Genomic DNA, 24,120 nt, shown 5'->3' on the forward strand with positions numbered 1-24,120 from the left:
AAATGGAAACACAAAAGGGGAAAGACCTCACTTACCGACCTCGCCCCCCTGCGTGTACGGCATGAACTCCACCGTGCCCCTCTGCTTCATTGGCTGCTTGTAGAGCTCCATCAGGGAGTAAACCTCCTCCGGAACGTCCGTGCTCACGTGAAGGCCCAGCTCCCTGGCCTGCTCGTATGTGATCGGGTAGTCGTGCGTCCACCTTCCCTCGGTGAGCACCCGGGCAAGCTCCCGGGCCTTCTCCTCGCCGTAGCGATCCTTCAGCAGGGTGTAAACGAAGTCCCGGACCTGGTTGATGGCCTTCTCCGCCACGTCCGCCAGGATGAGGGTCTGGTCGTCCACCTTGTCAACGCCCTTCTTCTCAACTGCCCTGACGATGCTCGGGGCAGGGTACTGGCCGAGTTGCGGGTCAACCGGTCCCAAAACCGCGTGGGGGTCCATTATTATCCTGTCCGCGGCGAGGGCTATCAGCGTCCCGCCGCTCATGGCGTAGTGGGGGACTATGACGCGTGTTTCGGCTGGATGGTCGTGGAGCGCTTTCGCTATCTGCGTCGCGGCAAGTACGAGGCCTCCCGGGGTGTGAATTATCAGGTCTATCGGCCTGTCCTTGGGAGCCGAGCGGATGGCCCTGAGAACCTCCTCGCTGTCCTCGACGCTTATGAACTTGTAGAACGGTATTCCGAAGAGTCCTATGCTCTCCTGCCGGTGGATCATGGTTATTACCGTTGATTTTCGCGTTTCCGAGAGCCTCTTGAGCAGCCTCGCCCTGGCCAGCTGCAGGCTCCGGTACTGCATCTGAGGCCACAGCAGGATGTACATGAAGAACAGCCACCACAGCAGCGAACCGAAGAATCCGGTAGCGGCCTCGCCCATGTTATCACCGAAGAAAGAGGGGAGAGGAGATATTTATAGAATTTGGTTCAGCCCTTTATGACCTGCGTTCCGGTCTTTCCTTCGAGGGCCTCAACGGCCCTGTCGAGCGCCGCTATAACCGCCCTCTCGCCGCCCCACTCGACGAACCTTATCGCGGCCAGAACCTTCGGACCCATGCTACCCTTCTTGAAGTGGCCCTCCTCGTAGTACTTCCTGAGCTCCCCGACGGTGACCTCCCCGAGCCAGCGCTCGTCGGGTTTGCCGAAGTTCACCGCCGCGCCGTTCACGTCGGTCAGGATCATGAATACGTCCGCTTTGACCTCCTCCGCGAGCCTCTCGCCTGCCAGATCCTTGTCTATAACCGCCTCGACGCCCCTGAGCTGACCGTTCTCCTCGATGACGGGGACCCCACCGCCGCCGCTGGTGATCACTATGAAGCCCTTCTCAACGAGGTCCTGGATGATCTCCGCCTCAACGTGGCCCTTTGGATCAGGGCTCGGCACAACCCGCCTCCAGCCCCTGCCGGAGTCCTCCACGACGACCCAGCCCTTCTCCTCCGCGAGCTTCTTCGCAGTTTCCTCGTCGTAGAATGGACCAACCGGCTTGCTCGGGTGCTGGAAGGCGGGGTCGTTCTTGTCCACGATGGTCTGGGTGACTATCGTTGCCACAGGCCTGTCTATCCCGCGCTTCCTCAGCTCGTTCCTTATCGCCTGCTGTATCATGTACCCTATCTGCCCCTGGGTCATCGCACCGGCAACGTCCATCGGCTGGGCCGGGATGCCGTGGGTGGCCTGACCGGCGTCCATGTGGAGGAGCAAGGCACCGACCTGGGGACCGTTTCCGTGGGTGATTACAACCTCGTAGTCGCCGTCCAGGATTATATCCACTATCTGCTTGGCCGTCTTCATGACGTTGGCCATCTGCTCCTCGTAGGTTCCCTTCTGGCCTCGCTGGAGAATAGCGTTACCGCCCAAGGCTATTACAACCCTCTTCATGAGCATCACCTCCGGGATGGATAGATACGCGGGGGAGGATAAAAACGTTCGTTAGGAGCCAGGGCTGTTCACTGGAAAAAGGTTCGGGGGGCGAGAAAATAAGTTGGCAAAGGTAAAGAACAGCGGGCCCAGAAGGGCGCCTCCCTCAGAGGTACCAGTCCGAGAAGTTTCCCAGTCCGAGCCTCTCAAGAGTCCTCATGACGCCGAGGGCTATGCCCTCAACCTCTATTCCCCCTGGCGGCTTGTAGGCGTCGCCGACCACGTAAATTCCCTCGATCGGGAAGTCCTCGACGACCTGCCCGCTGGCAACTCTGTTCACGGGGTTCCCGTCGAGGTAGGTCTGAACGAGCAGAATCTCCCCTTCCCCGTCGAGGTTCGGGAAGATTTTGTAGATGTCCTCTACCCCCTTCCTCTGCTCGGCCTTGACGTTTCTGCTCTGTAAAGCGTGGTGGAGCATTATCAGGGTGTGGCCTTCCTTGGCTAGCTCAGGACTCAGAGATGACGGCTCGTTGTAGCCGTTTATCCTCTCGGTGTCGAGGGTGAAGACGACGGTGTTGCCTATCCTAGGCCCACCCTTCAGTGCCACGTTGTACTTTATGCCCTCGCTCGGCCTCAGCGAATCAACGCGCCTGAGGTACTCGCGGTCGAAGTTCTCCCTGCCGATCAGCCCCACGGTCTCCTTTATTCCGACGTTGGATATGAGGATATCGTAGGAGAGCTCGTCGCCGTCGGCAGTGATGACCTTCTTGACATCGGTGTCGATTTCGACGGCGCGCTTCCTCGTGAGTATCCTTCCACCGTTGCCAAGGATTATCGAACTCAACGCCTCGGGAATCGACTTGCAGCCACCCTTAACAAGCCCGGGCCCGCCCCATCTCAAAGCCGCCTTTATCTCCCTCGCCAGTTCTCCGGCGGGAACGTCCAGGACGCTGTCGGCCCAGCCGAGGAAGCTCTTGATGAACAAGTCAACGAACTCGTTGTCGCCTATCTTTTCCCTGATCCACTCGCGGCCGCTCATCTCGGCCTCTTCTCCGGCCGGCAGTTTGTTCCTCTTTATATCGGCCAGGAGTTTCATAGCCCTGGCCTTCTCGCGGAGGCCCAGATACTTCCAGCCCTCACGGTAGTGGAAGGTTCTGCCCTCGTAGAACATCATGCCCTTTGGATCCGAGTTCACGATTTGAACGTCCGCGTTGAGGAGTCCGAGGAGGTGAGCCAAAGGCCCGTCCTCGCCGTGGGGCAGCATATGGAAAGCACCGGTGGAGAGGCCGAAGCCCCTGTAGTTTAGGTTCGTGAAGCGCCCACCGACGTAGGGGGCCTTTTCGAGGACTATGACATCGTAACCATTTTTAGCTAAGAAAGAGGCCGTCAGAAGGCCGCCGATTCCGGAGCCTATTACAACCGCCCTCATTTTTCTCACCTGAAAACCTGAGGGAAGAGGAGAATATAAGGGTTGTTCCTAAAAGGAAGAAAAAACTCACAGCCTCCACTCCACTCCCAGAATCTCGCTGTAAGCTTCCAGGACCATCTCAAGGTACTCCTTGGCGGTGCCGACCTTGTCAATTCTGAACTTCTCCGCCCAGCGCTCGTTGCCGAACTCCTCGCTTCCAGCTGAAACGAGGTCTATCACGCGCATGCTGTCCCAGAATGCAGGGGCATAGCCGGCCTTCCTCGCGTACTCGATGAGCCTCTTGAGCTGCTTCCTGGCGTGCTCCTCCATGTCAACGTTCTCTCCGTAGGCGTCCATGAAAAGCGCCTTAAGGACGGGCTTCATCCAGCCGCGGTGGAAGCGGCACCAGCCGACGTTGTCGTACCAGAACTCCCAGAGGGCGCTCGCGATTATCTTCTGGGCCAGCTCCTCGGGCTCGAGGAAAACGCCGAACTGGTAGAACGTCCAGTAGCGACCCTGAATCGGGAGCGGTATGTAGTTGCCTATCGCCCAGTACATCGTCGGCGTCATCTCGCCGTCCTCGCCGAGCGGAACGAAGACACCGTAGTCCTTGAAGCTCTCACCGTACTTCAGCCTGTCCTTGAACCTCTCGTCGAGGATAACGCTCGCCTTCCTCTTGCCGAGGCCTATTATCCTGGCTATCTCGTTCTCGGCGAAGGCCACAAGGCGGGCCAGCTCGGCCACGAGCCTAGCGTTGACCTCGCTCGCCTCGACCGGGCGCTCGAGGAGTGCCTCCTTCGTGAACTCCGGCTTTCCGCTTATACCGACCTCCTCCGGCTTCAGCAGACCACGATGGACGAGCTCGAGAACCCAGGCGGCCGTTCCGCCGAACTCTATCGCGTCGAAGCCCATCGCGTCTGCCGCGTGGACGCTTATGTCGCTGGCCCTCAGGCTTATGCTTCCGCTCAGCGGGCCGTTGGCCTCGTAGGGTTCGTACTCAACGTGGTGGCCGCGGCGGTACTTCTTACAGACCACCGGACACGGCTCGCCGCAGGTCGTCCAGTTCTTGGGCTTTATGGCCTCCTCGTTGAAGGGCTCCCAGTAGTGCTTCATTATGTTCTCGTGAATCCTTATGCGCTCCTCCTTCGGAATGTACGGCATCTGCCAGTTGAGAATCGGGACGAAGTCGCCCTCGGCCGGGTAGTTTCCGCCGAAGGTTCCGCCGGTGTTGAGCTTGGGGTTGAAACGGTACTTGGTGGTCTTCTCGCTTATGATTTCATTGTAGGGCTTCTTGTGAACGCCCTCAACAATCGCCTTGGAGGTCCTGAAGTTGCCGATGTCCTCGCCCGGGAAGGGCCTCTTCCTCGGCTTGCCACCGAAGATTATTCCGACGACGTTGTGGGCCCTCAACAAAACGCTTCCGGAGCCTCCACGGGCGGCCCAGTCCTCGCTGCCGACCAAGCGTTCTCCCTTCCGGAGGGCCTGGGAGAATATCGCGCCGTAGTTGGTGTTCAGAGCGGCGGGGCCTACAACGGCTATGCGGTACTCGAAGTCGAACTTATCGCCAAAGGTATCGATGAGGTACTGGGTGAGCGCGTAGACGCCTTCCTCATCCTTGTAGCCCCTCCATATCTCGATGACCTTTTCGAGTTCAATCTCGTGGAGCTCAACCCTTACGCTCTCGCCGTCGTTGTAGAGGAGAACGACGACGGGCTTCTCGGCTTTGCCCTCGAAGGTCACGAAATCAACGCCGACGTTCTTGAAGGCGTAGGCCGCTCCGCCCATGGCGGAGGGGAACAGGGTTCCGTAAAGGGGGGAACGGAAGAAGAACATGAGCCGGTGGGCCCCAGGCAGGGTCGAGCCCGAGAATGGTCCCATACCCATGACAACGACGTTCTTCGGGTCGTAGGGTTCAACGCTGTGGGTTTCAAGGTTCTCGTGAACCTCTATGCCGTAGTCTATGACCCCGTATATCCCGTCCCTCTCCAGCTCCTCACTCTCCACCTTCTTCTCGTCCAGATTGAGCCTGAGAACTGTGAACTTCATGACTCCCACCCCTGTGTATCACTCCGAGTGTTAGTTTTGGGCTGAAGAATATTTAAGGCTTCCGATGGGCCTATCAAAAAAGTTGGGCGGGAGGTTATAAAAACCTTAGCAATCGGGACGGCCGAGGAACGTTGCGGAAACCAGAGAAGAAAGGGAAAGACGGAAGATCACTCGATCTTCTCGAACCTCTCCTCGAGCCTCTTGAGGACGCCCGGGAGGGTGGTGTACTCCATGTCCTCCATCGGGAGCCTGTGGGGCTCGAACGGGCCGTGCCTGCGCATGTACTCGGCGATCTCAACGGCCTTCTGCCTGGCGCCGTCGAAGGCCGGGTCGTCGAAGAGGTCAACCGGACCGACGAGCTTTCCTTCTGGGCTTATCTGCCAGCCGAGGGCGACGACGCGCGGCGGGCCGTCGAACCTCGTCGGGTTGGCCTGGTGCATCGCGACCGGCATGACCGGGCCGTTGTGGGAACCCCTCATCCATCCGCTGACGAGGTGCGGGAAGGCGAAGGGCTCGAGAACCTCACCAAGGGCCGGCAGTCCGCTCTGGGCGCGGACGATTGCTACAGGGTCGTCCTTCCCTATGTACTCGCCGGCTATCTCAAAGAGCTTCTCGGTGCTCACAACGGCGACCGGCTCGTCCTTGGCTATCTTGTGCCCCTCCTTCGGGAAGACGCGCTTGATGACGTACCTGCTCTTGGCGCCGATGAGGGCGAGGAGATCGTAGACTTCCTCCGGCGTGTTAAGGATCACGCGCTTGTGCTCCTTTATGTCCCAGACCTCGAAGCGGAAGCCCATGTGCATGTTCGGGTCGATGACGAGGCCGGCGGTGTTGAACGGGTCCGCGAACATCCTGAATATCGGCAGGTTGAACGCACCGGGCTCGGTCTTGTCCATGTGGAACGTGACAACGGGCTCGCTCTTCCTGAGGGTTATCTCCATCTCGGCTATTCCCGGACCCATTCCGCGGATGTTGCCGCTGAAGGCGTCCTTGAGGAGGTCCTGACCGGCACCGTAGAGGCCGAGCTCCTTGGCGACCCTGGTGGCCTCCTCGAAGGCCTTCCAGGCCAGGCCGTGTATCTCGGAGCTGTCAACACCCTTCCTGTGGGTCATGATGAGCTGAAGGTCATCTCCGCAGGTGGCGACGTAGAAGTCGATGATGGTTCCGTCCTCGACGGCCTTTGAGAGGACTTCCTCGGCCGTCTCGACGAGCTGCGGGTGCACCCTCGAGTGCCCCGGCCAGCCGCCGATGTCGGCCTTGATCACGCTGAGGGTTATCTTTTCTCCAACTGCCATTGGCAACCACCGATAGCTTTAACCACTTTTATGCTTATAAAACGTTAATATCACCGTCGATGATACACAAAAAGGAGTCAAAATTCGGGAAGTCTAAGGGCGCGGGAGTAAGAACGAAAGGAACCTCACTCGCAGATGTCGGTCCAGCCGAACTCCTCTCTGGCCACCTTGATGAGGTTCTTGAGCTCCTCCTTCTTGATGTTGACGCTGGAGCTCGCCCCGACGAGGGCTATAATGCCGTGCACCTCTTCCTGAACCTGAATCACATCGTCGCTGACCTTGACTATGCGGAGCTCCCTCCTGGCGGTCTCGTCGTCGCTTATCTTGAACTTGTCCTTTCCAATAACCACTGGCTCCTCCATGGTAATCACCAGGATATTTTTGTAAGCCAAAGTTAATAAAACTTCCGCCAATCATAAAACTTATAAACCCGCCCCCGCTAAGGTTAAGCTGGACGGGGGCATGGTGTAGCCTGGTCCATCATCGCGGGCTCCAGAGGTATGAGGACTTGCGGGTTTGCTGATTTGGGGATGAGCCTTTGGAGCTCTGACCCGGAGAAACCCGCGGACCGGGGTTCAAATCCCCGTGCCCCCACCAATTTTAGACAATTCTAAAGAACTATTGAAGGAGTAATGAGCTGCTCAGTGGGCGAGGGTTTTCTCAAGATTGGAGATGGGCTTCAACTCGGAAGTTAGTATGCTAAACGTCCTCTCGTCCAGGGATTCCCTATCCACGGTCACTATAACGAGTCCCCTGTTGAGGGTGGCGAAGTCTTTTATGCTGGTTATGAATTTAAGAACCGCATCCTCCCCGTTCTCAAGGATAAAGTACTCCACACAGTCGATAAGGATCACCTTATCAATATTGGCCATCTCAAGGAACCTTCTGAGGTTATCCATTATAACCTCCAGCTTCGTTGGGCTCACCGCATCGTCGTGCTGAACCGTAGATACCCACATCACCGGGATCAGCTTGAGACCGAGTTTTTTGCGGAACATATCAGGTGGATCTCTTGTAACGGCTATCCCGGGCATGCGATAGCGTTTTGCGAGTTCCACAAAAATACGGTGAGCCCGCTCCCTATCCCCCCAGTACGCACCGTACCTGAGGGAGTCCACGGGTTCCGAGGCTATCGGGACTATCATGTATTCCCCGCGGGCAAACGGCAGGTATATCATGACGGAGGAGACGAGAAGCAACAGGGCACCGGCGGTGAGCATGACCGAGCGGATCCAAGAGTAGGTGGGGTCATTGTTCAGTACGGTAGTTCTTAGGAGGACGCCTATCACCTGGGCCACCACGACAAGCAAAAACGCGAGGAGGAGTGAATCGAAGGCCCGGATAAAATAGCCGAATCCGAGGTTTTTCTTTGTTTTTCCCCCCATGGCCAGCAGGACAACGACGATTATGGACGTCGCCACGAGGACTATTAAATCCCTGATGAAATATCCCATCGATATTATTTCCGGCATAGTAATAGTTTTGCAGAGGGAATATTTAAACTTTTAACCGGGCTACCAGGAAATCCCGAGAAGAAAGGTGAACGAAAAGGAAAAACAAAATAACTCAGAGGAGATCAGTGAACGAGCTCCGTCAGCAGCTCAAAGGCCCGTTTTTCCATCAGGTACGCGTTCCTTATCTTTGCAACATTGGGCATCCTGCTGTGGAGGCTCCAGAGGGACCCCTCGAGCACAGATACATCGTCGATCCCCCATGCCTCCAGTATGAGGGAAGTGGCATTTTGGTCAAGTTCTATGGCGAGTTTAACCGTGGGGTTCTCCCGGGACAGGTTACCGTTCTCAACGAGCTCGTTCACCTTCCGGTGGTAGTTCAGGTACCACTGCGTCCACACCTTCGACAGCAGGAGCACGGAATTAACACTGTCCGTGCGGGTACTGCCGGCCGAGGAGGCTCCTCCGATGAAGGCCAGTGTCTCCATGGAATACACGTCAACCGTACCGTCCCCTCCAAAGAACGCCATCACCGTGTACTCCCCTGGAGCGGCTGAGATATTGAACAGGGCCTCGTACCTGAAGGGCTCGGACGCCAGGTACTTCACCGGAACGGTGACGTTGTGGACGGTTCCATTCGGCAGCAGGAGGTACACTTCAAGGGTCCTGTCCAGGTACGCAAAGGAGGGGTTGCCGTTTATCACGGTAACGGTTGCATTCAGTGAGACGGGGGTTCCCTCCGTGAGGTTACCCGGCGATGTGACGTTAGTCGAGAGGGTGAGGTTCAGAGTGAAGTCCAAGATCAGCGGATAGTACGAGAGAGGTACCGAGCTTACACCGCTCTCCAGAGTGACGTTGAGGACGCCGACCCCAGCGGTCTTTGGAACAGTGACGAAGAACACACTGGAGGTCCCATTTATCCTTCTCAGCAGTGAGGAGCCTCCAAGGTTGCTCGACGTCTCAATTTCGATGTTCAACGTATCGCTCACAGGAAGCAGCTTGACCACATGGATCGCCACGGTGAAGTTGCCACCAACGCTGGCCTCGTTCGGAACATCGACGTTCACCCTGTATCCGTTTATGTAGACCGAACCGTCGGACGACACGGTTCCGGTACTTTCACTCTCAACCAGAACCTCACCGGTAGCGATGTTGTTGCTGAGTATCACCTCGTTTGGAACGCCGTTTACGACCGCCGTTATGTTGTGTACCCCACCTCCAATACCCGAGAGATTCATAGGGAGCTTCACGAGCACCGGATTTCCAGGGGACACCTCATTGACCACCCTGCTGGACAGTACGAGAGAGCCGTCGAGCACCAGCCTAACCGGAACGTTGTATGCCGTGTAGTTGCCCAGGTTTCTGAGGGCAACAGTTACGTAATACACCCCGCTGGAGTTCACGGTTGTCGGAGCATCCACCAGCCCAACGTCCAGGTCCACCAGGTCCTTCGGAACCGCTACGACCAAGATACCCCTGCTGATGGAGTACCTTGCCCCGTCCACGGTGTAGTTGACGGTCACGTTCAGCATGTCGACCCCTGTTCCCGTCGATTTGAGGGAAATTGGAATGACCGAGTACTCCCCAAGGGGCACCCTTTCAAGGGTGGTGTTCGGGACAACAATTCCCCTGAGGGACGCCACACCGACCGTGACGTTGTCCACCGATAGGGAAGTACTCCTGAAAAGAACCACACTGAGGTTGTAGCTGTCGGAGTCTCCCATTCCAACTGCCTCCGGAACCGAGAGGGCAACGTAATCCGGAACCGGGCGGTACTCGCCAAAGGTAACGTTCATGCGTATGCTCCTGAAGTACACCGCGGTGGAGTTCGATTCGTAGAACCTTACGGGATAGACTGTAACGACCCCGTAGTTCACCCCATCAGAGCTGTACGTCCTGAAGGAATACGGCACTATCGGATACACGGCGTCCGCGGGCACGATATAGGGGGAGGAGAGATTGCCCACAGTGTACTCTATCCTGGCGGGAGTTACGTTCTCAATAGTGACGGCATCGAAGAGGACCACGGATATGCCAGTTATTGACTGGTTCTGGGGCATTGTGAATATGAACCTGTACCCCTGGAACTGCGGAACGCCTGGCCTCGGGGAGTACATTATCAGACCCACTTCAGTCTGATTGTCCGGGAGATCGCCGCCAAACCGCACGGAGGTGGTGTTGATGAGCAGATACGTTCCAGATGGGGTTTCTACTGGCATCGGTTTCAGGGTAACGTTCACAGGAACAACCCCCGGATAGGGGGTGGGGGATGTGACAGGGGAAGGGTCATCGTACGGGGCAGTCCTCAGCCCGGGCGGGCCTATGTAGTACACCTGGTTGCTGTTGAATTTCGCGGTCTCCAAGTCGGCCCACAGCTTGAAGACCTTGGAAGTCACCGACAGGATGTTGGATATGAACTTAGACACCCGTCCGGCAGTCACCTTAAACTCCCCAACCCTCAAGCTCACGTATCCGTGTATCAGACGGGTCTCGTGCCTTTTCTTAATTTGGACGTTGTGGAGGATACCGTAGTGCAGGGAAACGCCCGGAAGTTTCTGGAGTATAGCTGGATATCCCCTGATGTCAGCGTACGCTTTTATGAACCTGAGGAGGGAGGCACCTTCAAGCTCGGGAGCGTCCACATCACTGCCCAGAAGTTCAGCCGCAAGCGCATCAAAGCCGGTGATTCTCGTAATCTCTGCCATTTTCCCATCGTCGGACATCGCCCTGATGTCCCTCCCCAGTATTATGGTGTTGATATCAGTCGAGGCCGTGGTGTAACTCATCACGGATATGTCGGACTGTATATCAAGGGATATCGGCAGGGCCTCCTTTGAATCCTCGGAGGGCATCTCGGTATGGGATCCAGAACCTTCCTCGTCCGAACCGCCCAGCCCCTCAAGCAACCAGCTCATAACGTTGGATATCGTCGCGGACGAACCGGCACGGACGATGTAGTCCTCCCTGGCAATATCGATAGTCCTAGGAATCGTGTCACCCTTGCCCGAGGCTATATCCTCCGATATCTGGCGCATGAGGGTGTGGGCGGAGGCGGGTTCGAGCGCGTACATGGGTAGCATGGTGGTGGCGTCCGAACCCACAAGCGCGTTCTCGAGATACTCGGAGGAGTACATTACACCGACCAAGGCGTAGTCGACCCTGAGAAGTGCCTCATCGACGAGGTTGTACATAGAACTCAGCATGTCCACTATATCCTCTCTCGCAAGGCCCAGCGAAGTTACTTGATTGACTATCCACAGAGAGGCGTCGATTAAGTTGAAGCCCAGAATTGAAACGGATTCCAGGGTATCCTCGATGACATCCCTGACATGGTTCCTGCGAAGATACTTGGTCTCCTCCATATACTTAAGCGCCTGGGCCAGATCACCGTTTGAGGGACGAACCTTTATTGAGAGCGGAGTCCAGCTAAATTCCTTGTGTACTTCCCAAGCGAACAGTTTTCCATGGAGGCCCATGTTCAACCGAACCTTCAGGTAGCCATCGCTGCCGATGCCCACAGCGAATTTTGCCCACAGTGCATCTTCGATTCCAAGACGGGCACTGACATCAATCGCCCCATCCGTGGAGAGGGCCGCATTTAGAGAGGCCAGGTACTCGACCCACCAGAGACCGCCACCGCTAAGGGCATTAAGGATTATCTGACCAATGTCAAACTCAATCGTACCGATATACCTCTGGTGTAGGGGGAGGCCGGTGAAAATCTCCGCCGCACCGGGCCTGGAGTGGTATGTGGTGGACAGCACAAGCGGCACGTATCCCTTCGGAGATACCACCACGTAAGGACTCTCGTTATCAATCACGGGGTATTTTACGGTGTCGTAGCCGCTCTTCTTAACAAGGAACGGCTTGGCGTACTCAAGCCCGCGGAGCCCTGAGTCGTCGGAGTACTCAATCAAATTCCCGTCGGATAGATCGAACCCGTTGAGGACATCGGAGTACGACAGGCGTACTGGATGGTTACCGTACCGGTTTTCATATTCCTTTGTGGCGCGTATCCCCTGGAAAACCGCCTCCTCAGTGGGATACGGCCCAACGAACACAACGTTCTGGGGGCGGAAGGTGTTGAAGAGGAGGTACGTTTTGTGGACTGAGTCAATGTCATCATCGTTATTCGTGAAGGCCACAGAGTAGCCCTCCTTGATGGAATCGCGCGCCAGTTTAATCCACGCGGGCATGGCCATTCCGGTGATGTAATCCGTGTACACCCTACCCGAATCTGGTATTTCAGCCAGTGCCTTGTCGAGGTACTTTGTAAAGTATCTGGTGTTCACGATAAAGACCCTGTCCACCGGGGCCATCCCGGGATTCACAACCACGAAATCACTCACAACCTGCTCAGGAGTCGATGCGAACGGTTTCACCGAAACATCCACAAGCTTGGAGCCACTCCACTGCGTGGATATGTAAACTGGGGATGAGTAAACCATGTAGTACCTCTGGTAGGCCTTTCCAGCGCTGTCAGCCAGGTCAGAGGAAACAACCACGTAGTACACCCAGTATTTGGAACCCCTGTCTATGTACCCAAGGTCTATACGCCCACTGAAGTAGCCGTTCAGATCGGACCTCAGGTGTACTCTCTTCTCCGCGAGCTTGGTCTCACTGCCATCCTCGGAAACCCCGATAAGAACGACGGTCAGGTTATCCTCGACAGGATAGTCATCCGCGATGGCACGGTATCCGTAGTTCACCAGCAGCATTGTCCCGGTGAAGTAGTCGGCAAAATATATCCCGGTCCCTTCGTCCACAGTTGGACCCGTGAGGGACACCCATCCTGCGGACATCTCCACGTCCACGTTGGGATTCCTGACGGTAATCGACAGACTCTTAGGCCACCACCCCACTGAGGTGCGGGCGCGTACGGTGAGGTTATAGACGCCGCTTTCAGAGGGAGCGGTCACGTAGAGCTTGGCCTCACACGGGGAAACAACGGCAAAATCATCAATGGGAGCGTACGTACCGTTGAACATGACGCTGAAGTACCTCTCCCTCAGCGGGTACTGGCACCGTCCATCGGCATCGTAAACGTTGACGGTGATTTCAATGGTCTCGTTGGGATCGTAGACCTTTTTGTCAGTACCTATCGAAAGGCGGGTGTTGGAGAGGTCCAGGCTGGCGCCTTCAACGGCATCGAGTATCCACCCGACTATTGAAGAGGTATCTGAGAGGTACGCGTACCTGCCACCGGTCGAGGTAGAAACGTTCTCCCATATGTAGTGGGACTCCTCCCCCCAGTAACCGGCGCAGAGGACACTGTATATATGTACATCATTCTCGTTGGCCATTGCGATGATATCCCTGTACGTCAAATTGGAACGGTCAACGGTACCGTCTATCTCGGGATCATGGGGCGGGGCGTCTGTTATGAGGATAATGGCCTTGTAAACGTTTTTACGCCAGGTGAGGTTGTTTATGGCCAGAGAAAGTGCATAGATATGCGACTCCGGCCAGTCACCACCACCCCACGCGGAGAGGTTATTGACGGCGAAGATAAAATCTTCAGTGTTGTAAGTGAAGGGCAGCACTATCTTCCCTGGCCAATCTTCTGTGTCAAAGGACGACTCGGGCCAGTCGCGGAAATCCACAAGCGAGAACCTGGCATCGGGGAAGTAATACTGTATCTCATCGACCAGCCGGGTGACGTTTCTCTTAACGGCATCTATGTCGTCCCACATGCTTCCTGTGGTGTCTATGACAAACGCTATGTCCAGAGCGTAATCCGTACTCCCCTGAGAGCCACTTTCAGAACCGCCGGCGAGAACAGGGGCAGCCGGAACCGCGAAAATACTGCCGAGGAGTATTAACAGGACGAAGCCCGCCTTTCCTAAGTGACCCATGTTATCTCCTCCAGTACGATCCATACCACGGGATGAACTTCGAACACAAACTACAAAAGTACAGCTAATAAACTTAACCCCGAGATCAATCGAAGTTATTCTCCAAAAGTATAAAACCAGAAACGCACCACGGGGATACAGTCATCCGAGTCCGGGCCCCTACAGGGGTCTGAAAAAGAAAAAGTCACTTCAGCTTCTCCAGGATTATCGCGGGGCAGACCTTGGTGACGCCATCAAGCCTGCCTATCTTGTTGGAGATTATGTCGGACAGGTCCTCCCCATCCCTGGCCCAGACCTCGGCCATTATCATGTGGTCACCGCTGGTCAGGTACACCTCCCTCACGAAATCGAACTCCTTGAGCTTCTCGGCAACGTCAAATATCTTCTCCGGCAGCGTGTCAACGCCCGTGAGGCTGACCAGGTTGTAGCCCAGTTTTGACGGGTCAACGACGACGGTGTACTGCTTTATAACCCCCGCCTCCTCCAGGGCCTTTACGCGCTTCCTTACGGCGGTCTCACTTATGCCAAGGACCTTCGCTATCTCCGTGAACGGAGTGCGGGCGTCCTTGGTGAGCATCTCGATTATGATGTTATCTCTCTCGTCAAGCATTTTCATCACCTCTATTTACCTCTATGCAGACCAAGTATATTAAGTTTTTGAACCCAGGGGTTCTAAAATTAAACCCCAAGTTTAAGTTTGACAACCGTCTCCACGTGGGGCGTGTGCGGGAACATGTCAATCCCCACCGCGGTCTCTAGCGAGTAAACCCCTGCCAGTTCGTCGAGATTGGCCCTGAGGGTCTTTGGATTGCAGGAGACGTAAACGATGCTTTGCGGTTTGTCTTTTAAGATTTTCCTTATCAGTTTGGGATGCAATCCCGCCCTTGGCGGATCAACTATTACTGTATCATATTCCGAAAGATTTTCGACGTCCCGATCCTGGCCGACCCTGAACGCGGCGTCAACGCCGTTGAGCTCGGCGGTTCTGTTCGCCATCTCCACCGCGAAGGGATTTACCTCGATTCCCTCAACGGAGAACCCCCTTTTGGCCAGATAGATGCCGAAGGTCCCCACGCCGGAGTAGAGGTCGAGGACTTTCCCACCCTCGACCAGTTCGGCCACTTTCCTAACCAGCGTTACGGCTTGGTAGCTGTTCGTCTGGAAGAAGCTGTTTGGATGGATCAGGTAGGTAACGTCGTCGAGCCGCTCCCGTATGAACTCACTGCGCCAGAAGCGCTCTATCTCCCCGTAGGAGACATCGCTCGGGGTCCGGTTCACGCTCCAGTACACCGAGTCCGCGTAGTCAAAGTATTCCGGGAACTCCGCGGGGAGCTCACCTTCCGATGTGACGAGGTTAACCATCAGCTCGCCCGTGAACTTGCCCTCGCGGATGACGATGTAGCGCAGAAAGCCCTCGTTCTTCCGTATCTCGTACAAACTCGGGGCGTGGTCCTCTATAAACTCCCTCAGAGAGCGGAGAACCATCCTGCTGGATTCGCCGAAGACGGGGCACCACTCGATATCAACCGCGTCCCACCACGTGCCGCGCCTCCTGAACCCAATACCGTTTGTCGAAATGACAACATCGATGCGATTTCTGTGACCGTAAATCACGGGTGATGGAATAACTTCGACGTCCATACCAAGAAGTGCCGAGAGCTTCTCCGCCTTGAACTCAACCTGCCTCTCGTAGGGGACGTGCTGAAGAAGGCATCCCCCGCAGACCCCAAAACTGGGACACACCGGTTCCACTCTGCTGGATGAGGGCTCTACGACCTCAAAATCGGTGGCGGTTAGCTTCCGTTTTTTCTTCCGCCATTTTTTCACTTCAACAACGTCGCCGGGTGCGGTGAAAGGAACGTGGATTTCCCTCTTCCCCATACGTACAACGCCCAGTCCCTCATGGTCGAGCCTCTCAACGATTCCCCGCATAATCCCCCCTCCCCGATACGCTTTATAAACCTGCCCTTGGATACCTGCCAACCATGCCCACGGAAGGTTTATTTAGTTCGTTAACGTAACTAGTAACGGTGCCACCGAATGTTCGGCAGGCGTAAGGATGCTGTGTATAAGGTACTCGCCACAAAAAAGAGGGCGGTCGCCCTCCAGAGCCTGAGCGCCGAACTTGAAACACCCGCACCCGCGGTCTTCAGGGCCGTGAAGGAGCTGGAATCCGACGGTCTCGTTGAGGTCTTCTACGGCCAAGACAAGGCCGCCATAATGGTTCGCGCCAAAACAATAGGGGACTACATCTGAGCCCCTTTCAATAATTTTCTTTGGAATTAATGCAGCCGGAGGCCCAGTTAATGGTATCCATAGTCATCACAGGAAGGGGAGGTGCGGGAAAAACAACACTGAGCGCAAACCTGAGCACGTACTTCTCACGAGGGGGCTACCGCTCGCTCGTCGTGGACGGCGACCTGTACCTCCCAAAGCTCGCCTTTCACTTCGGGATATACAACCCCCAGTACAACATCCACACCCTTCTGAAGAACCCGAACATGAGGGTGGTCGATGCGGTCTACCACGACCCGAAGACCAAAGTTGATATCCTACCCGGCAGTTCCAAGTTATACGACGTCATCGACCTCGACCAGAAAAGACTGAGGGAGATAGTGAGGGAGATCGGAACCCGGTACCGGGTTACCATAATAGACTCACCCGTTGGGATACCCTTCGATACGATATCAACCTTCCGGCTCGCCCAGTACCAGCTCATCATAGTGGAGATAGAGCGCTGCCCGATACACTCTGTACACAGAATGATCGAGAACGAGGTCGTGAAGCTCAAATCGCTGGGGGACGCGTACGGCCTCAAGGTCGGCGTAATACTCAACAAGGTGCGGGAATCGTCCCGTAGTGTGGATGATATAATCGACTTTCTCGAGTACAGCGTGGACGTGCCCGTGGTCGGCGTCATACCCTTCGATCACAGGGTTCCCGAGGCGACGAACTACGGGAGGCCGGTTCTAGACTACGCGCCCCACACCAAGGCATCGCGGGCGATAGCCGAGAGCGGCGATATCCTGAACGGGTGGATATTCGGAAGGGAGAAAAAGGAAGGCATGCTCCACCGGTTCTACGAGGCGATAATCTCATTCCTCCACTCCGGTCGAGTCCCTGCGGGCAAAAAGCTCTGAGACCGTGACCAGGGGTATGAACCGGTACTTCTCCCCTATTCTCTCACCAGCACCCTCTTCCCTGTCGACCACCACGCTTATGGCGACTATCTCAGCCCCAGCCTTCTCCAGAACCTCAGCCGCGCGCAGAACGCTTCCACCGGTGGTCGTCACGTCCTCAACCAGGAGTATCCTCTCGCCGGGCTTTACCTCGCCCTCGATCTGGCTTCCGGTGCCGTGTCCCTTGGGCTTCTTGCGGACTATGACGAGGGGCTTTCCGGTTTCCAGCGATAGGGCCGTCGCTATCGGCACGGCCCCGAGTTCCGGGCCGGCGACGCGGTCGAACTCGATGCCAAGCGCTCTGGCCTTCTCCGCCATCAGCCTCGCGATTATCCTCAGCGCCCCCGGATTGGTGGAGAGCTTCTTGACGTTGATGTAGTAGTCGCTCTCCCTGCCGGAGGTGAGAACGAAGCGGCCGAAGAGGATGGCCCCCTCGGAGAAGAACATCTCGATGAGCTGGCCCTTTACCGCCTCCATTTTGGACACCTTCGTGTAAATTCCTCAGCAGTTCCAGAGGAAAATCTACACCTGATTTAAAAAAGTTGGTGCCAACGTTAATAAGGGTGAATGGTGAAGGAACTACCATGACACCGGAGAAGGTCATCGAGTACTACTTCGGGATCATAACGGTGGTCGGAGGCCCCTCAGTTCTTCTGAGCATCAAGTACACCCTCCGGAGATGGCGCTCCCTCCCGGAGAGCGGCTGGAAGGTTCCGGGATTCGCCTTCGGCATCCTCGGCCTCGTCATAGCCTCGTTCCTTGAGGCACCCCTCCTGTTCCTCAAGACGTGGATTGCCCTGGCCTTCGCGGCCGGAATAATCGAGGAGTCGGTGAAGCTCCTGCCCCTGAAGTTCTTCGGGCGCTCTCCGGAATGGGAAAGGTGGAAGCTCGTCATAGGCGCGGGCCTCTTCCTGGGCGTTGTGGAGGGAATATTCTACACCGCGGGAATCTTCGCCCTGAACCAGGAACCCTACCTCGTGGCCGTGAGGATAGTGCTGATGGGGCTCCACACGGTCTGGGCGGCCATTTCCGTTGGCTTCCTGCTGGGAGAGACCGGGTGGAAGCGCTTCTCCGGGCTGGCCTTTTCGATGATGGCCCATACCCTCTACGACCTTCCCTCCTTGGCCATGGTTGATGGCTACTCCGGAAGCGTGATCGCCTATCTCGCCGGGCTCTCAACGGGCTTCCTGCTGGCCACCCAGCTTATGGCTAAGAAGGCCGCGGAGCTTGTCGGGAGACTGGTTCCAAAGGAGGATGAAGAAACGGGCGAAGTGCGGGAAAATGTTGAAGAAACGGAGGAAAACAAGATCACCTCTTCGCCTTGAACCTCTCCTGGAACTCGTAGAGCTGGGCTATGCGCTCGATAGTGTCGGCTTCCTCAGGACTCTTGTCCTCCCTTAAAGCGACGTAGCGCGGGAAGCGAAGGGCAAAGCCGCTCTCGTACTTCGGGCTCTTCTGTATCTCCTGGTAGGTGACCTGGATAACGACCTTCGGTTCTATCTCGACGTACTTGCCCTCCTCACGGACTATGAGCGGCTTGAGCATCCTGGTGAACTCGGCCAGATCCTCGTCGGTGAAACCACTCCCAACCTTCCCGACGGGGACGAAGTTTCCACTGTGCGGGTCGAAGGCCGCAACCAGGAAGGAGCCGAGGAAGTGCGCCCTCCTCCCCTCGCCCCATTCCGCACCTATTATGACGAGGTCGAGGTCCTCCATCGTGGGCTTTATCTTGAGCCACTTCTTGCCCCTGTTTCCGGGCTCGTAAACCGAATCCAGGCGCTTCGCCATCAGCCCCTCGTGGCCGAGCTCAAGGGCGCGCTGGTAAAAGGTCTCCGCCTCATCGACGTTATCCGTGACCAGCTGCTCCGCCAGCCTTATCCTCTTCCCCGGAGATACCACCTCCTCCAGCCTCTTCCTGCGCTCGGAGAAGGGTGTGTCTATCAGCCCCTCACCGTCAACGTAGAGGACATCGAAGAGGTTCAGCTCGAGGGGGATCTTCTCGATCATCTCCTCGATGTTGTACTTTCTCCTGAAACGCCTAAGCACATACTGGAAGGGCCTGGGCTTCCCACCCTCGCCGACGGCAACGAGTTCACCCTCCACGATGGCCTCTTCAGCTTTTACGCTCTCCAGGACGGCGTCAACAACCTCGGGAATTGACTTCGTCACGTTCTCCAGCCGGCGGGAGTAGATGACGACCCTGTCACCGTCCTTGTGGACCTGAACCCTGGCACCATCGTACTTAATCTCGAACGCCGCCTTTCCGCCCATCTCCACCAGAGCTTCCTTCACGTTGGCCGCGTTTTGAGCGAGCATCGGCCTTATGGGCTTGCCCACCTGAATCCGGACCCTTGAGAGGCCGTCGTTGCCCTCGAGCTTGGCCACCCTCGCAACGTAGCCGAAGTCGCTCGTGAGCATATATGCCCTCTCCACGAGCTCGGCCTTGACGCCGAAGGCGCTCGCTATGGCGTCCCTCATGAGTCCCTCCGCAACACCGGTGCGCATGGTTCCAAGGACAGTCCTGGCGAGGTACTTGCCCTCCTCCGGCTGGGCGTCCATGAAAAGGTTGGCCAGGTACTTCAGCTTCCTGTCCTGGCTTCCCTGCCCGCTGGCCTCGGCCATCTTCACGAAGGTGTCGTAAACGCGCTTTATGGTCAGCGGCTGGGAGAAGAAGCTCTTCTGCTTTTTCTTCTTCAGGGCCAGGGCAACGCTCTCACCGAGGTCGCCGGTGTCCCTCACGGAGTTCTCTATCTCGCGCTCAGGAACCCCGGTAGCCATAGAGACGGCCTTTATGAGGAGCTTCTCACCCACTCCAAGCTCCCTCTCGTCCCAGTCCGGGAAGACCTTTCCGAGAATGAGGTACGGTATTATCTCAAGGAGCTCATCGGGGGTTCTCTTTAGAAAATCGGAGACGAATCTGGTCTTAAGGGTCTTGAGGGTCGTCTTCTCCAGACGCCTGTAGAGGTCGGCCAGTTCGGCGTATTTCATCTTCACCACCTAGGGAGGAGTTAGGGGGAGGGGGATAAAAGGGTTTAGCCGACCCACCTGCCAACCTTCGGCTTTCCCTCGTGGATTCCGGTCACGTCGTAAGGCAGGTTGAGGTCGGAAAGGAGGTTTCTGGCATTTTCCACCTCATCTTTGCGGAGAAAGGCAAAGAGGCCCCTACCAAGCATTATCATGGAGCTGGGGGTGGAAATTACCCTGTCCAGCTCCCTCGCAAGTTCCAGGAGTTCCCCGCTCAGGAGGCCAGTTTTTTCAGCGAATTCTCTCGCGAGGGCCATCATTCTCTCAGGCCTCGGCTCCCGGAGGAGCCTCTCAAGGGCTCCCCTCCCCTCGCGCTCTATGGCCCTCACGACGTCTCCGTCCAGGATTTCCCTGGTTGAGAGCCTCCCCAGGGGGACGACGAGAACGCGGTAATCCTCGAAGAATAGGTTGTCAACGACGCCAACTCCGGGGCCGCCGGCCTTAACGCGAACCTCGATTCCCCCCGCGAGCTGGCCCATAACGTCCCCAAGGCCGCCCCTGTTGATGACCTCGTGCCTGTGGGCTGTCTGACCAGCTCTAAGCCACGTCCCCCCGAAGGCGTAGCTCAGCGCCAGAGCGGTTCCCAGAGCACCGCCGGCGCTGTTGCCGAAGCCGTGGCCGTTCGGGAAATCGAAGTACTGCCAGATTTCAACCTCACCGAGGAAATCATCGGGAACTATCTCGTCCGCAACGGAGTAGCTTATGATCGCCCGTCCCCTATCAACCGGCTCGCCGTTGAAGGCGATGTGTATGTGCCTCTCGAGGGTGCCGGTTTCTATGCTCGCGAAGACGTTGACGCCCTTGTCGAGGTTCACCCCGGCCCCGAGGGAGCCGGCCCTGAGCGGGTCGTCGTGAAAAATTGGAACGAAGAATGCCGTTATGTGAGCCGGAACGAAGGTTCTAACGAGCAACCTCTCACCTCCGAGAAAAGTGTGTCCTTGGCCTTTTAAAACTGGCGAGAAAAGGGAAAAGGAAAGGTTCAATCCTCGGCAACATAAACTGGAACCTTTCCGTGCGGTATGCCGTACTTCTTGCCGTACCACTCGCTGAGGAAGTACCAGGCGCCGACAAGGAGGATCAGGCCAAGCGGCAGGAGTACTGCCCAGCTGTGGACACCGAGGCCAAAGAGTATGTAGAGGAATACTCCAACGCCCGATGCGGTTACCGCGTACGGCACCTGCGTTGTGACGTGGTCTATGTGGTCCGAACCGGAGAACATCGAACTCATGATGGTCGTGTCGCTGATCGGTGAGCAGTGGTCGCCGAAGATACCGCCGGCGAAGACGGCTCCGATTGCGGCGAAGACCTCGGGGCCGACGTAGCCGGTGACGCCGTAGGCGAGCGGTATGGCGATGGGCAGCATGATGCTGAAGGTTCCCCAGCTCGTTCCAGTGGTGAAGGAGATGAACATAGCGATGAGGAACACTATCAGCGGCACCCAGCTGCCGGTGACGCCTGCGCTCTTGGCGAGGTCGACGATGTACGGGGCGGTTCCGACGGCGTCGGTGGCGCTCTTGATGCTCCAGGCCAGGAGCAGTATCGTGTTGGCTATGACCATCTGCTTCATGCCGCGGACGATGGCGTCCTCGGCCTCCTCGATGGTCATGCGCTTCATGACCAGGACGAGGAAGAAAGCAACTACGACCATGGCGAAGGAACCCCAGAGAAGCGCCAAGGCGGAGTCGGAGTTTCCAAGGACCTCCATGAGGCCGCCCTCGGCGTAGGCGGCGCTTCCACCGCCGGTGTACCACATACCGTAGAGCGTGATGAAGATCAGCGTCAGTATCGGCCAGATGAATATGTGAACGCTGCCGTCCTCCTTCGGCATGCCGAGGTCAACCTCGGTTGTCATGAGCGGTTTCGCACCGTCGCGGAGAACCTTGCCCTCGGTCCTGGCGCGGTACTCTGCGTGGAGCATCGGCCCGTAGTGCCTGTGGGTGAAGGCCACGATGAAGACCAGTATTATCGCCAGTATCGAGTAGAACCTGAAGGGAACGCTGTGCATCCAGGCGACGTAGGCGCCGTAGTCAACGTTGAGGTCCTTGAAGGCGTCGCCGATGAGGCCGACCTCGTAGCCTATCCAGGTCGAGACCAGAGCCAGTCCCGCAACGGGTGCAGCGGTTGAGTCGTCTATGTAGGCGAGCATCTCACGGGAAACGCGGGTCCTGTCGGTGATGGGCCTCATGGTGTTACCGACGATGATGGTGTTGGTGTAGTCGTCGAAGAATATTAGCACACCGAGAAGCCATCCCATCATCGCGGCACCGCGGCTGCTGCGCACTTTGCTCGCCAGGGCGCGGCCTATCGCCATCGCTCCTCCCGACTTGTATATGAGTCCCACGCCCGCACCGATGAGGAAGTCAAAGAGGAGTATCTTGACGTTCCAGTCATCGATGGCGTTGCCGACTATCCAGTCGAGGGTCTGGGTGGTTCCCGTCACCGGGTTCCAGCCGGAGACCATTACACCTCCAATCCAGACACCTGCAAACAGCGCCAGGATAACCCTCTTCGTCCATATCGCCAGGATAATAGCCACCAGGGGTGGCAGCAGAGACAGTATCCCAAAGTCCGACACGGTTTCACCTCCAACGGGTTTCAAACCCATAAATATCGGCGATATATAAATTTTCCTGGAATATTTTTGACATATCGTCGGTTCCTCGAAAATACTGCTGAACTGCCACGCAGATTCATGATATTACACGACCACTTTAGTGAACATTTCTGATTTCCTGCATTATTAGATACTTTCAAGTACATTAATGAGCACCACACCAATAAAAACCTTTCCCAGAAAAGCTTCAGGTCGGTTCAAATGGGACCTTAAAAAAGCCAGATGTTTCCCGTTCACTCGGAATAGTAATTGAAAGGTGAAGGAAGGTTCATAGTGAGGAACCGATGAGCTCCCCGAGCCTGAGAAAGTCCTTTCTGAGCTCTTCCTTTATGGGCGGCCGGTAGAGCGCGGCGGCAGGGTGATACATCGGCATTATGATTATCTTCCCGAAGAGCGTGTGGGCCTCGAAGGTTTTTCCGTGTATCTTGCTTATGGGCTCCGGCTCAAAGCCGAACTTCTCCAGGATGTACCTCATGGAGTGCCTGCCGAGCGGAACTATAACCCTGGGTCGGATGATGTCTATCTGCCTGTCGAGGTATGGGGAGCAGGCCTTTATCTCATCCTCCGTCGGGTCCCTGTTCTCTGGAGGCCTGCACTTGACTATGTTGGTTATGTAAACCTCATCCCTGGTGAGACCTATCTCAGCCAGGAGCTCGTCGAGTACCTTCCCTGCCCTTCCGACGAAGGGGAGCCCCTTCTGATCCTCCCAGTAGCCCGGCGCTTCCCCGACGAACATCACCTTGGCGTCATAGCTCCCGGAACCGGGAACGGCGTTGGTTCTAAGGCCCCCGAGAGGGCATTTCTGGCAGTTCCTTATGCGCTCTCCAAGCTTCCGCATGAGTTCTTCCTTTCCCATGGGAGCACCTCATGAGAGCGTCTTCTGGGAGAGGTAAGCTTTGAGGAACTCGACCCAGGCGGTGTAGTAGCCCTTCTCGTACTCGTCCCTGAACTCATGCTCGAGTATCCCCTGGAAGTGCTCGAGGAGCTTCTCCGCCTTCTCCCTGTCGTGCTCACCGATGAGCTGGACTATGAGGGAGTTGGGGTCGTTGTCCTTTATGGCGCTCATGAAGCCGTTTATGGCCTTGCCGTAGCCCCTGCCCCACTCATCGGGACCGGCCATCTTCTGGAGCTTCTCCAGGTGCCCCTTGGCCCTGGAAAAGTCCCTCTTCAGCAGGGCCCTAAGGAACATCTCCATCCTCATCTCTCTCGCCGGCATTTTATCACCTCTCCAAGGATAGCACGGCCGGCTTTTAACGGTTTCTGGGGTCGAACGGTTCCGCGAATTACCCACATATGCCCCATACCTATGCAGGAAAATTTGCATATTTACGCAAAAGCTTTTATACCCAGGGATTGGAGGAATAAGCAGACAGGCCGAAGTCAAACGCAGGGGTGAAACCC

General features: G+C 56.6%; 19 protein-coding genes and 1 tRNA gene. 4 read left to right on the forward strand and 16 right to left on the reverse strand.

The features are described from left to right. Positions 1-27 precede the first annotated feature (27 nt). The 6 genes from FH039_RS11945 to FH039_RS11970 all read right to left on the reverse strand — a co-directional run bounded on the left by FH039_RS11945 (position 28) and on the right by FH039_RS11970 (position 6,958). Positions 28-873, reverse strand: coding sequence for an SDH family Clp fold serine proteinase (locus tag FH039_RS11945; protein ID WP_139681484.1), 846 nt, complete (start codon positions 871-873; stop codon positions 28-30). Positions 874-920: 47 nt separating this feature from the next. After that, complete coding sequence (gene arcC, locus FH039_RS11950; protein ID WP_139681887.1) at positions 921-1,868, reverse strand: carbamate kinase; 948 nt, start codon at positions 1,866-1,868, stop codon at positions 921-923. A gap of 145 nt (positions 1,869-2,013) precedes the next feature. Continuing rightward, entirely contained in the window at positions 2,014-3,276 is a 1,263-nt protein-coding gene (locus tag FH039_RS11955; protein ID WP_139681888.1) for a phytoene desaturase family protein, read from the reverse strand. 66 nt (positions 3,277-3,342) lie between these two features. After that, the gene (gene gor / locus FH039_RS11960; RefSeq protein ID WP_139681485.1) at positions 3,343-5,301 is read right to left on the reverse strand and encodes a glyceraldehyde-3-phosphate:ferredoxin oxidoreductase; all 1,959 of its coding nucleotides are present in this window, start codon (positions 5,299-5,301) and stop codon (positions 3,343-3,345) included. A gap of 167 nt (positions 5,302-5,468) precedes the next feature. Then, complete coding sequence (gene fbp, locus FH039_RS11965; protein ID WP_139681486.1) at positions 5,469-6,596, reverse strand: fructose-1,6-bisphosphate aldolase/phosphatase; 1,128 nt, start codon at positions 6,594-6,596, stop codon at positions 5,469-5,471. A gap of 125 nt (positions 6,597-6,721) precedes the next feature. Next, positions 6,722-6,958: a hypothetical protein gene (locus FH039_RS11970; RefSeq protein ID WP_139681889.1), complete on the reverse strand. Its 237-nt coding sequence runs from the start codon at positions 6,956-6,958 to the stop codon at positions 6,722-6,724. Between the two features lie 94 nt (positions 6,959-7,052). On the opposite strand from FH039_RS11970, the gene FH039_RS12230 reads away from it, so the two are divergent. Continuing rightward, a tRNA-Trp gene (locus FH039_RS12230) sits at positions 7,053-7,193 on the forward strand. 44 nt (positions 7,194-7,237) lie between these two features. Here the strand turns inward: FH039_RS12230 and FH039_RS11975 are convergent. The 4 genes from FH039_RS11975 to rlmD form a co-directional block, all read right to left on the reverse strand. Beyond that, the gene (locus tag FH039_RS11975; RefSeq protein WP_139681487.1) at positions 7,238-8,068 is read right to left on the reverse strand and encodes a DUF835 domain-containing protein; all 831 of its coding nucleotides are present in this window, start codon (positions 8,066-8,068) and stop codon (positions 7,238-7,240) included. A 104-nt stretch (positions 8,069-8,172) separates the two neighbouring features. Continuing rightward, complete coding sequence (locus FH039_RS11980) at positions 8,173-13,902, reverse strand: VWA domain-containing protein (RefSeq protein WP_168188414.1); 5,730 nt, start codon at positions 13,900-13,902, stop codon at positions 8,173-8,175. A 184-nt stretch (positions 13,903-14,086) separates the two neighbouring features. Then, positions 14,087-14,512, reverse strand: coding sequence for an HTH-type transcriptional regulator LrpA (lrpA, locus tag FH039_RS11985; RefSeq protein WP_014013162.1), 426 nt, complete (start codon positions 14,510-14,512; stop codon positions 14,087-14,089). Positions 14,513-14,580: 68 nt separating this feature from the next. Beyond that, positions 14,581-15,834, reverse strand: a complete 1,254-nt coding sequence (rlmD, locus tag FH039_RS11990) for a 23S rRNA (uracil(1939)-C(5))-methyltransferase RlmD (RefSeq protein WP_139681489.1) — start codon at positions 15,832-15,834, stop codon at positions 14,581-14,583. A 108-nt stretch (positions 15,835-15,942) separates the two neighbouring features. Here rlmD and FH039_RS11995 point away from each other — a divergent pair, with 108 nt between their 5' ends. Both FH039_RS11995 and FH039_RS12000 read left to right on the forward strand, forming a co-directional pair. Then, positions 15,943-16,158 carry a helix-turn-helix domain-containing protein gene (locus FH039_RS11995; protein ID WP_139681490.1) on the forward strand — a complete coding sequence of 72 codons (216 nt, stop codon included), beginning with the start codon at positions 15,943-15,945 and terminating at the stop codon, positions 16,156-16,158. Positions 16,159-16,208: 50 nt separating this feature from the next. After that, the gene (locus FH039_RS12000; protein WP_139681491.1) at positions 16,209-17,042 is read left to right on the forward strand and encodes a MinD/ParA family ATP-binding protein; all 834 of its coding nucleotides are present in this window, start codon (positions 16,209-16,211) and stop codon (positions 17,040-17,042) included. Here FH039_RS12000 and pyrE read toward each other — a convergent pair. After that, positions 16,998-17,558, reverse strand: coding sequence for an orotate phosphoribosyltransferase (gene pyrE / locus FH039_RS12005; protein WP_139681492.1), 561 nt, complete (start codon positions 17,556-17,558; stop codon positions 16,998-17,000). The two genes, FH039_RS12000 and pyrE, sit on opposite strands and share 45 nt — an antisense overlap. A 107-nt stretch (positions 17,559-17,665) precedes the next feature. Here pyrE and FH039_RS12010 point away from each other — a divergent pair, with 107 nt between their 5' ends. Further along, positions 17,666-18,406: a hypothetical protein gene (locus tag FH039_RS12010; RefSeq protein ID WP_139681493.1), complete on the forward strand. Its 741-nt coding sequence runs from the start codon at positions 17,666-17,668 to the stop codon at positions 18,404-18,406. Here FH039_RS12010 and FH039_RS12015 read toward each other — a convergent pair. The 5 genes from FH039_RS12015 to FH039_RS12035 all read right to left on the reverse strand — a co-directional run bounded on the left by FH039_RS12015 (position 18,390) and on the right by FH039_RS12035 (position 23,935). Continuing rightward, a complete protein-coding gene (locus FH039_RS12015; RefSeq protein WP_139681890.1) occupies positions 18,390-20,069 on the reverse strand; it encodes an ATP-dependent DNA ligase in 1,680 nt (559 codons plus the stop codon). The two genes, FH039_RS12010 and FH039_RS12015, sit on opposite strands and share 17 nt — an antisense overlap. Positions 20,070-20,113: 44 nt before the next feature. Continuing rightward, positions 20,114-21,016, reverse strand: a complete 903-nt coding sequence (locus tag FH039_RS12020) for a pantoate kinase (protein ID WP_139681494.1) — start codon at positions 21,014-21,016, stop codon at positions 20,114-20,116. Between the two features lie 68 nt (positions 21,017-21,084). Then, positions 21,085-22,680 (reverse strand): Na+/H+ antiporter NhaC family protein, encoded by a 1,596-nt coding sequence (locus FH039_RS12025; protein WP_139681495.1) that lies wholly within the window; start codon positions 22,678-22,680, stop codon positions 21,085-21,087. 307 nt (positions 22,681-22,987) lie between these two features. Next, positions 22,988-23,575 (reverse strand): type-4 uracil-DNA glycosylase, encoded by a 588-nt coding sequence (udg, locus tag FH039_RS12030; protein ID WP_139681496.1) that lies wholly within the window; start codon positions 23,573-23,575, stop codon positions 22,988-22,990. 9 nt (positions 23,576-23,584) lie between these two features. Then, on the reverse strand, positions 23,585-23,935 hold the full coding sequence (locus FH039_RS12035) for a hypothetical protein (protein ID WP_139681497.1): 351 nt from the start codon (positions 23,933-23,935) through the stop codon (positions 23,585-23,587). Positions 23,936-24,120: the final 185 nt, after the last annotated feature.

This window comes from Thermococcus indicus (genome assembly GCF_006274605.1).
Taxonomy (GTDB): Archaea; Methanobacteriota_B; Thermococci; order Thermococcales; family Thermococcaceae; genus Thermococcus; species Thermococcus indicus.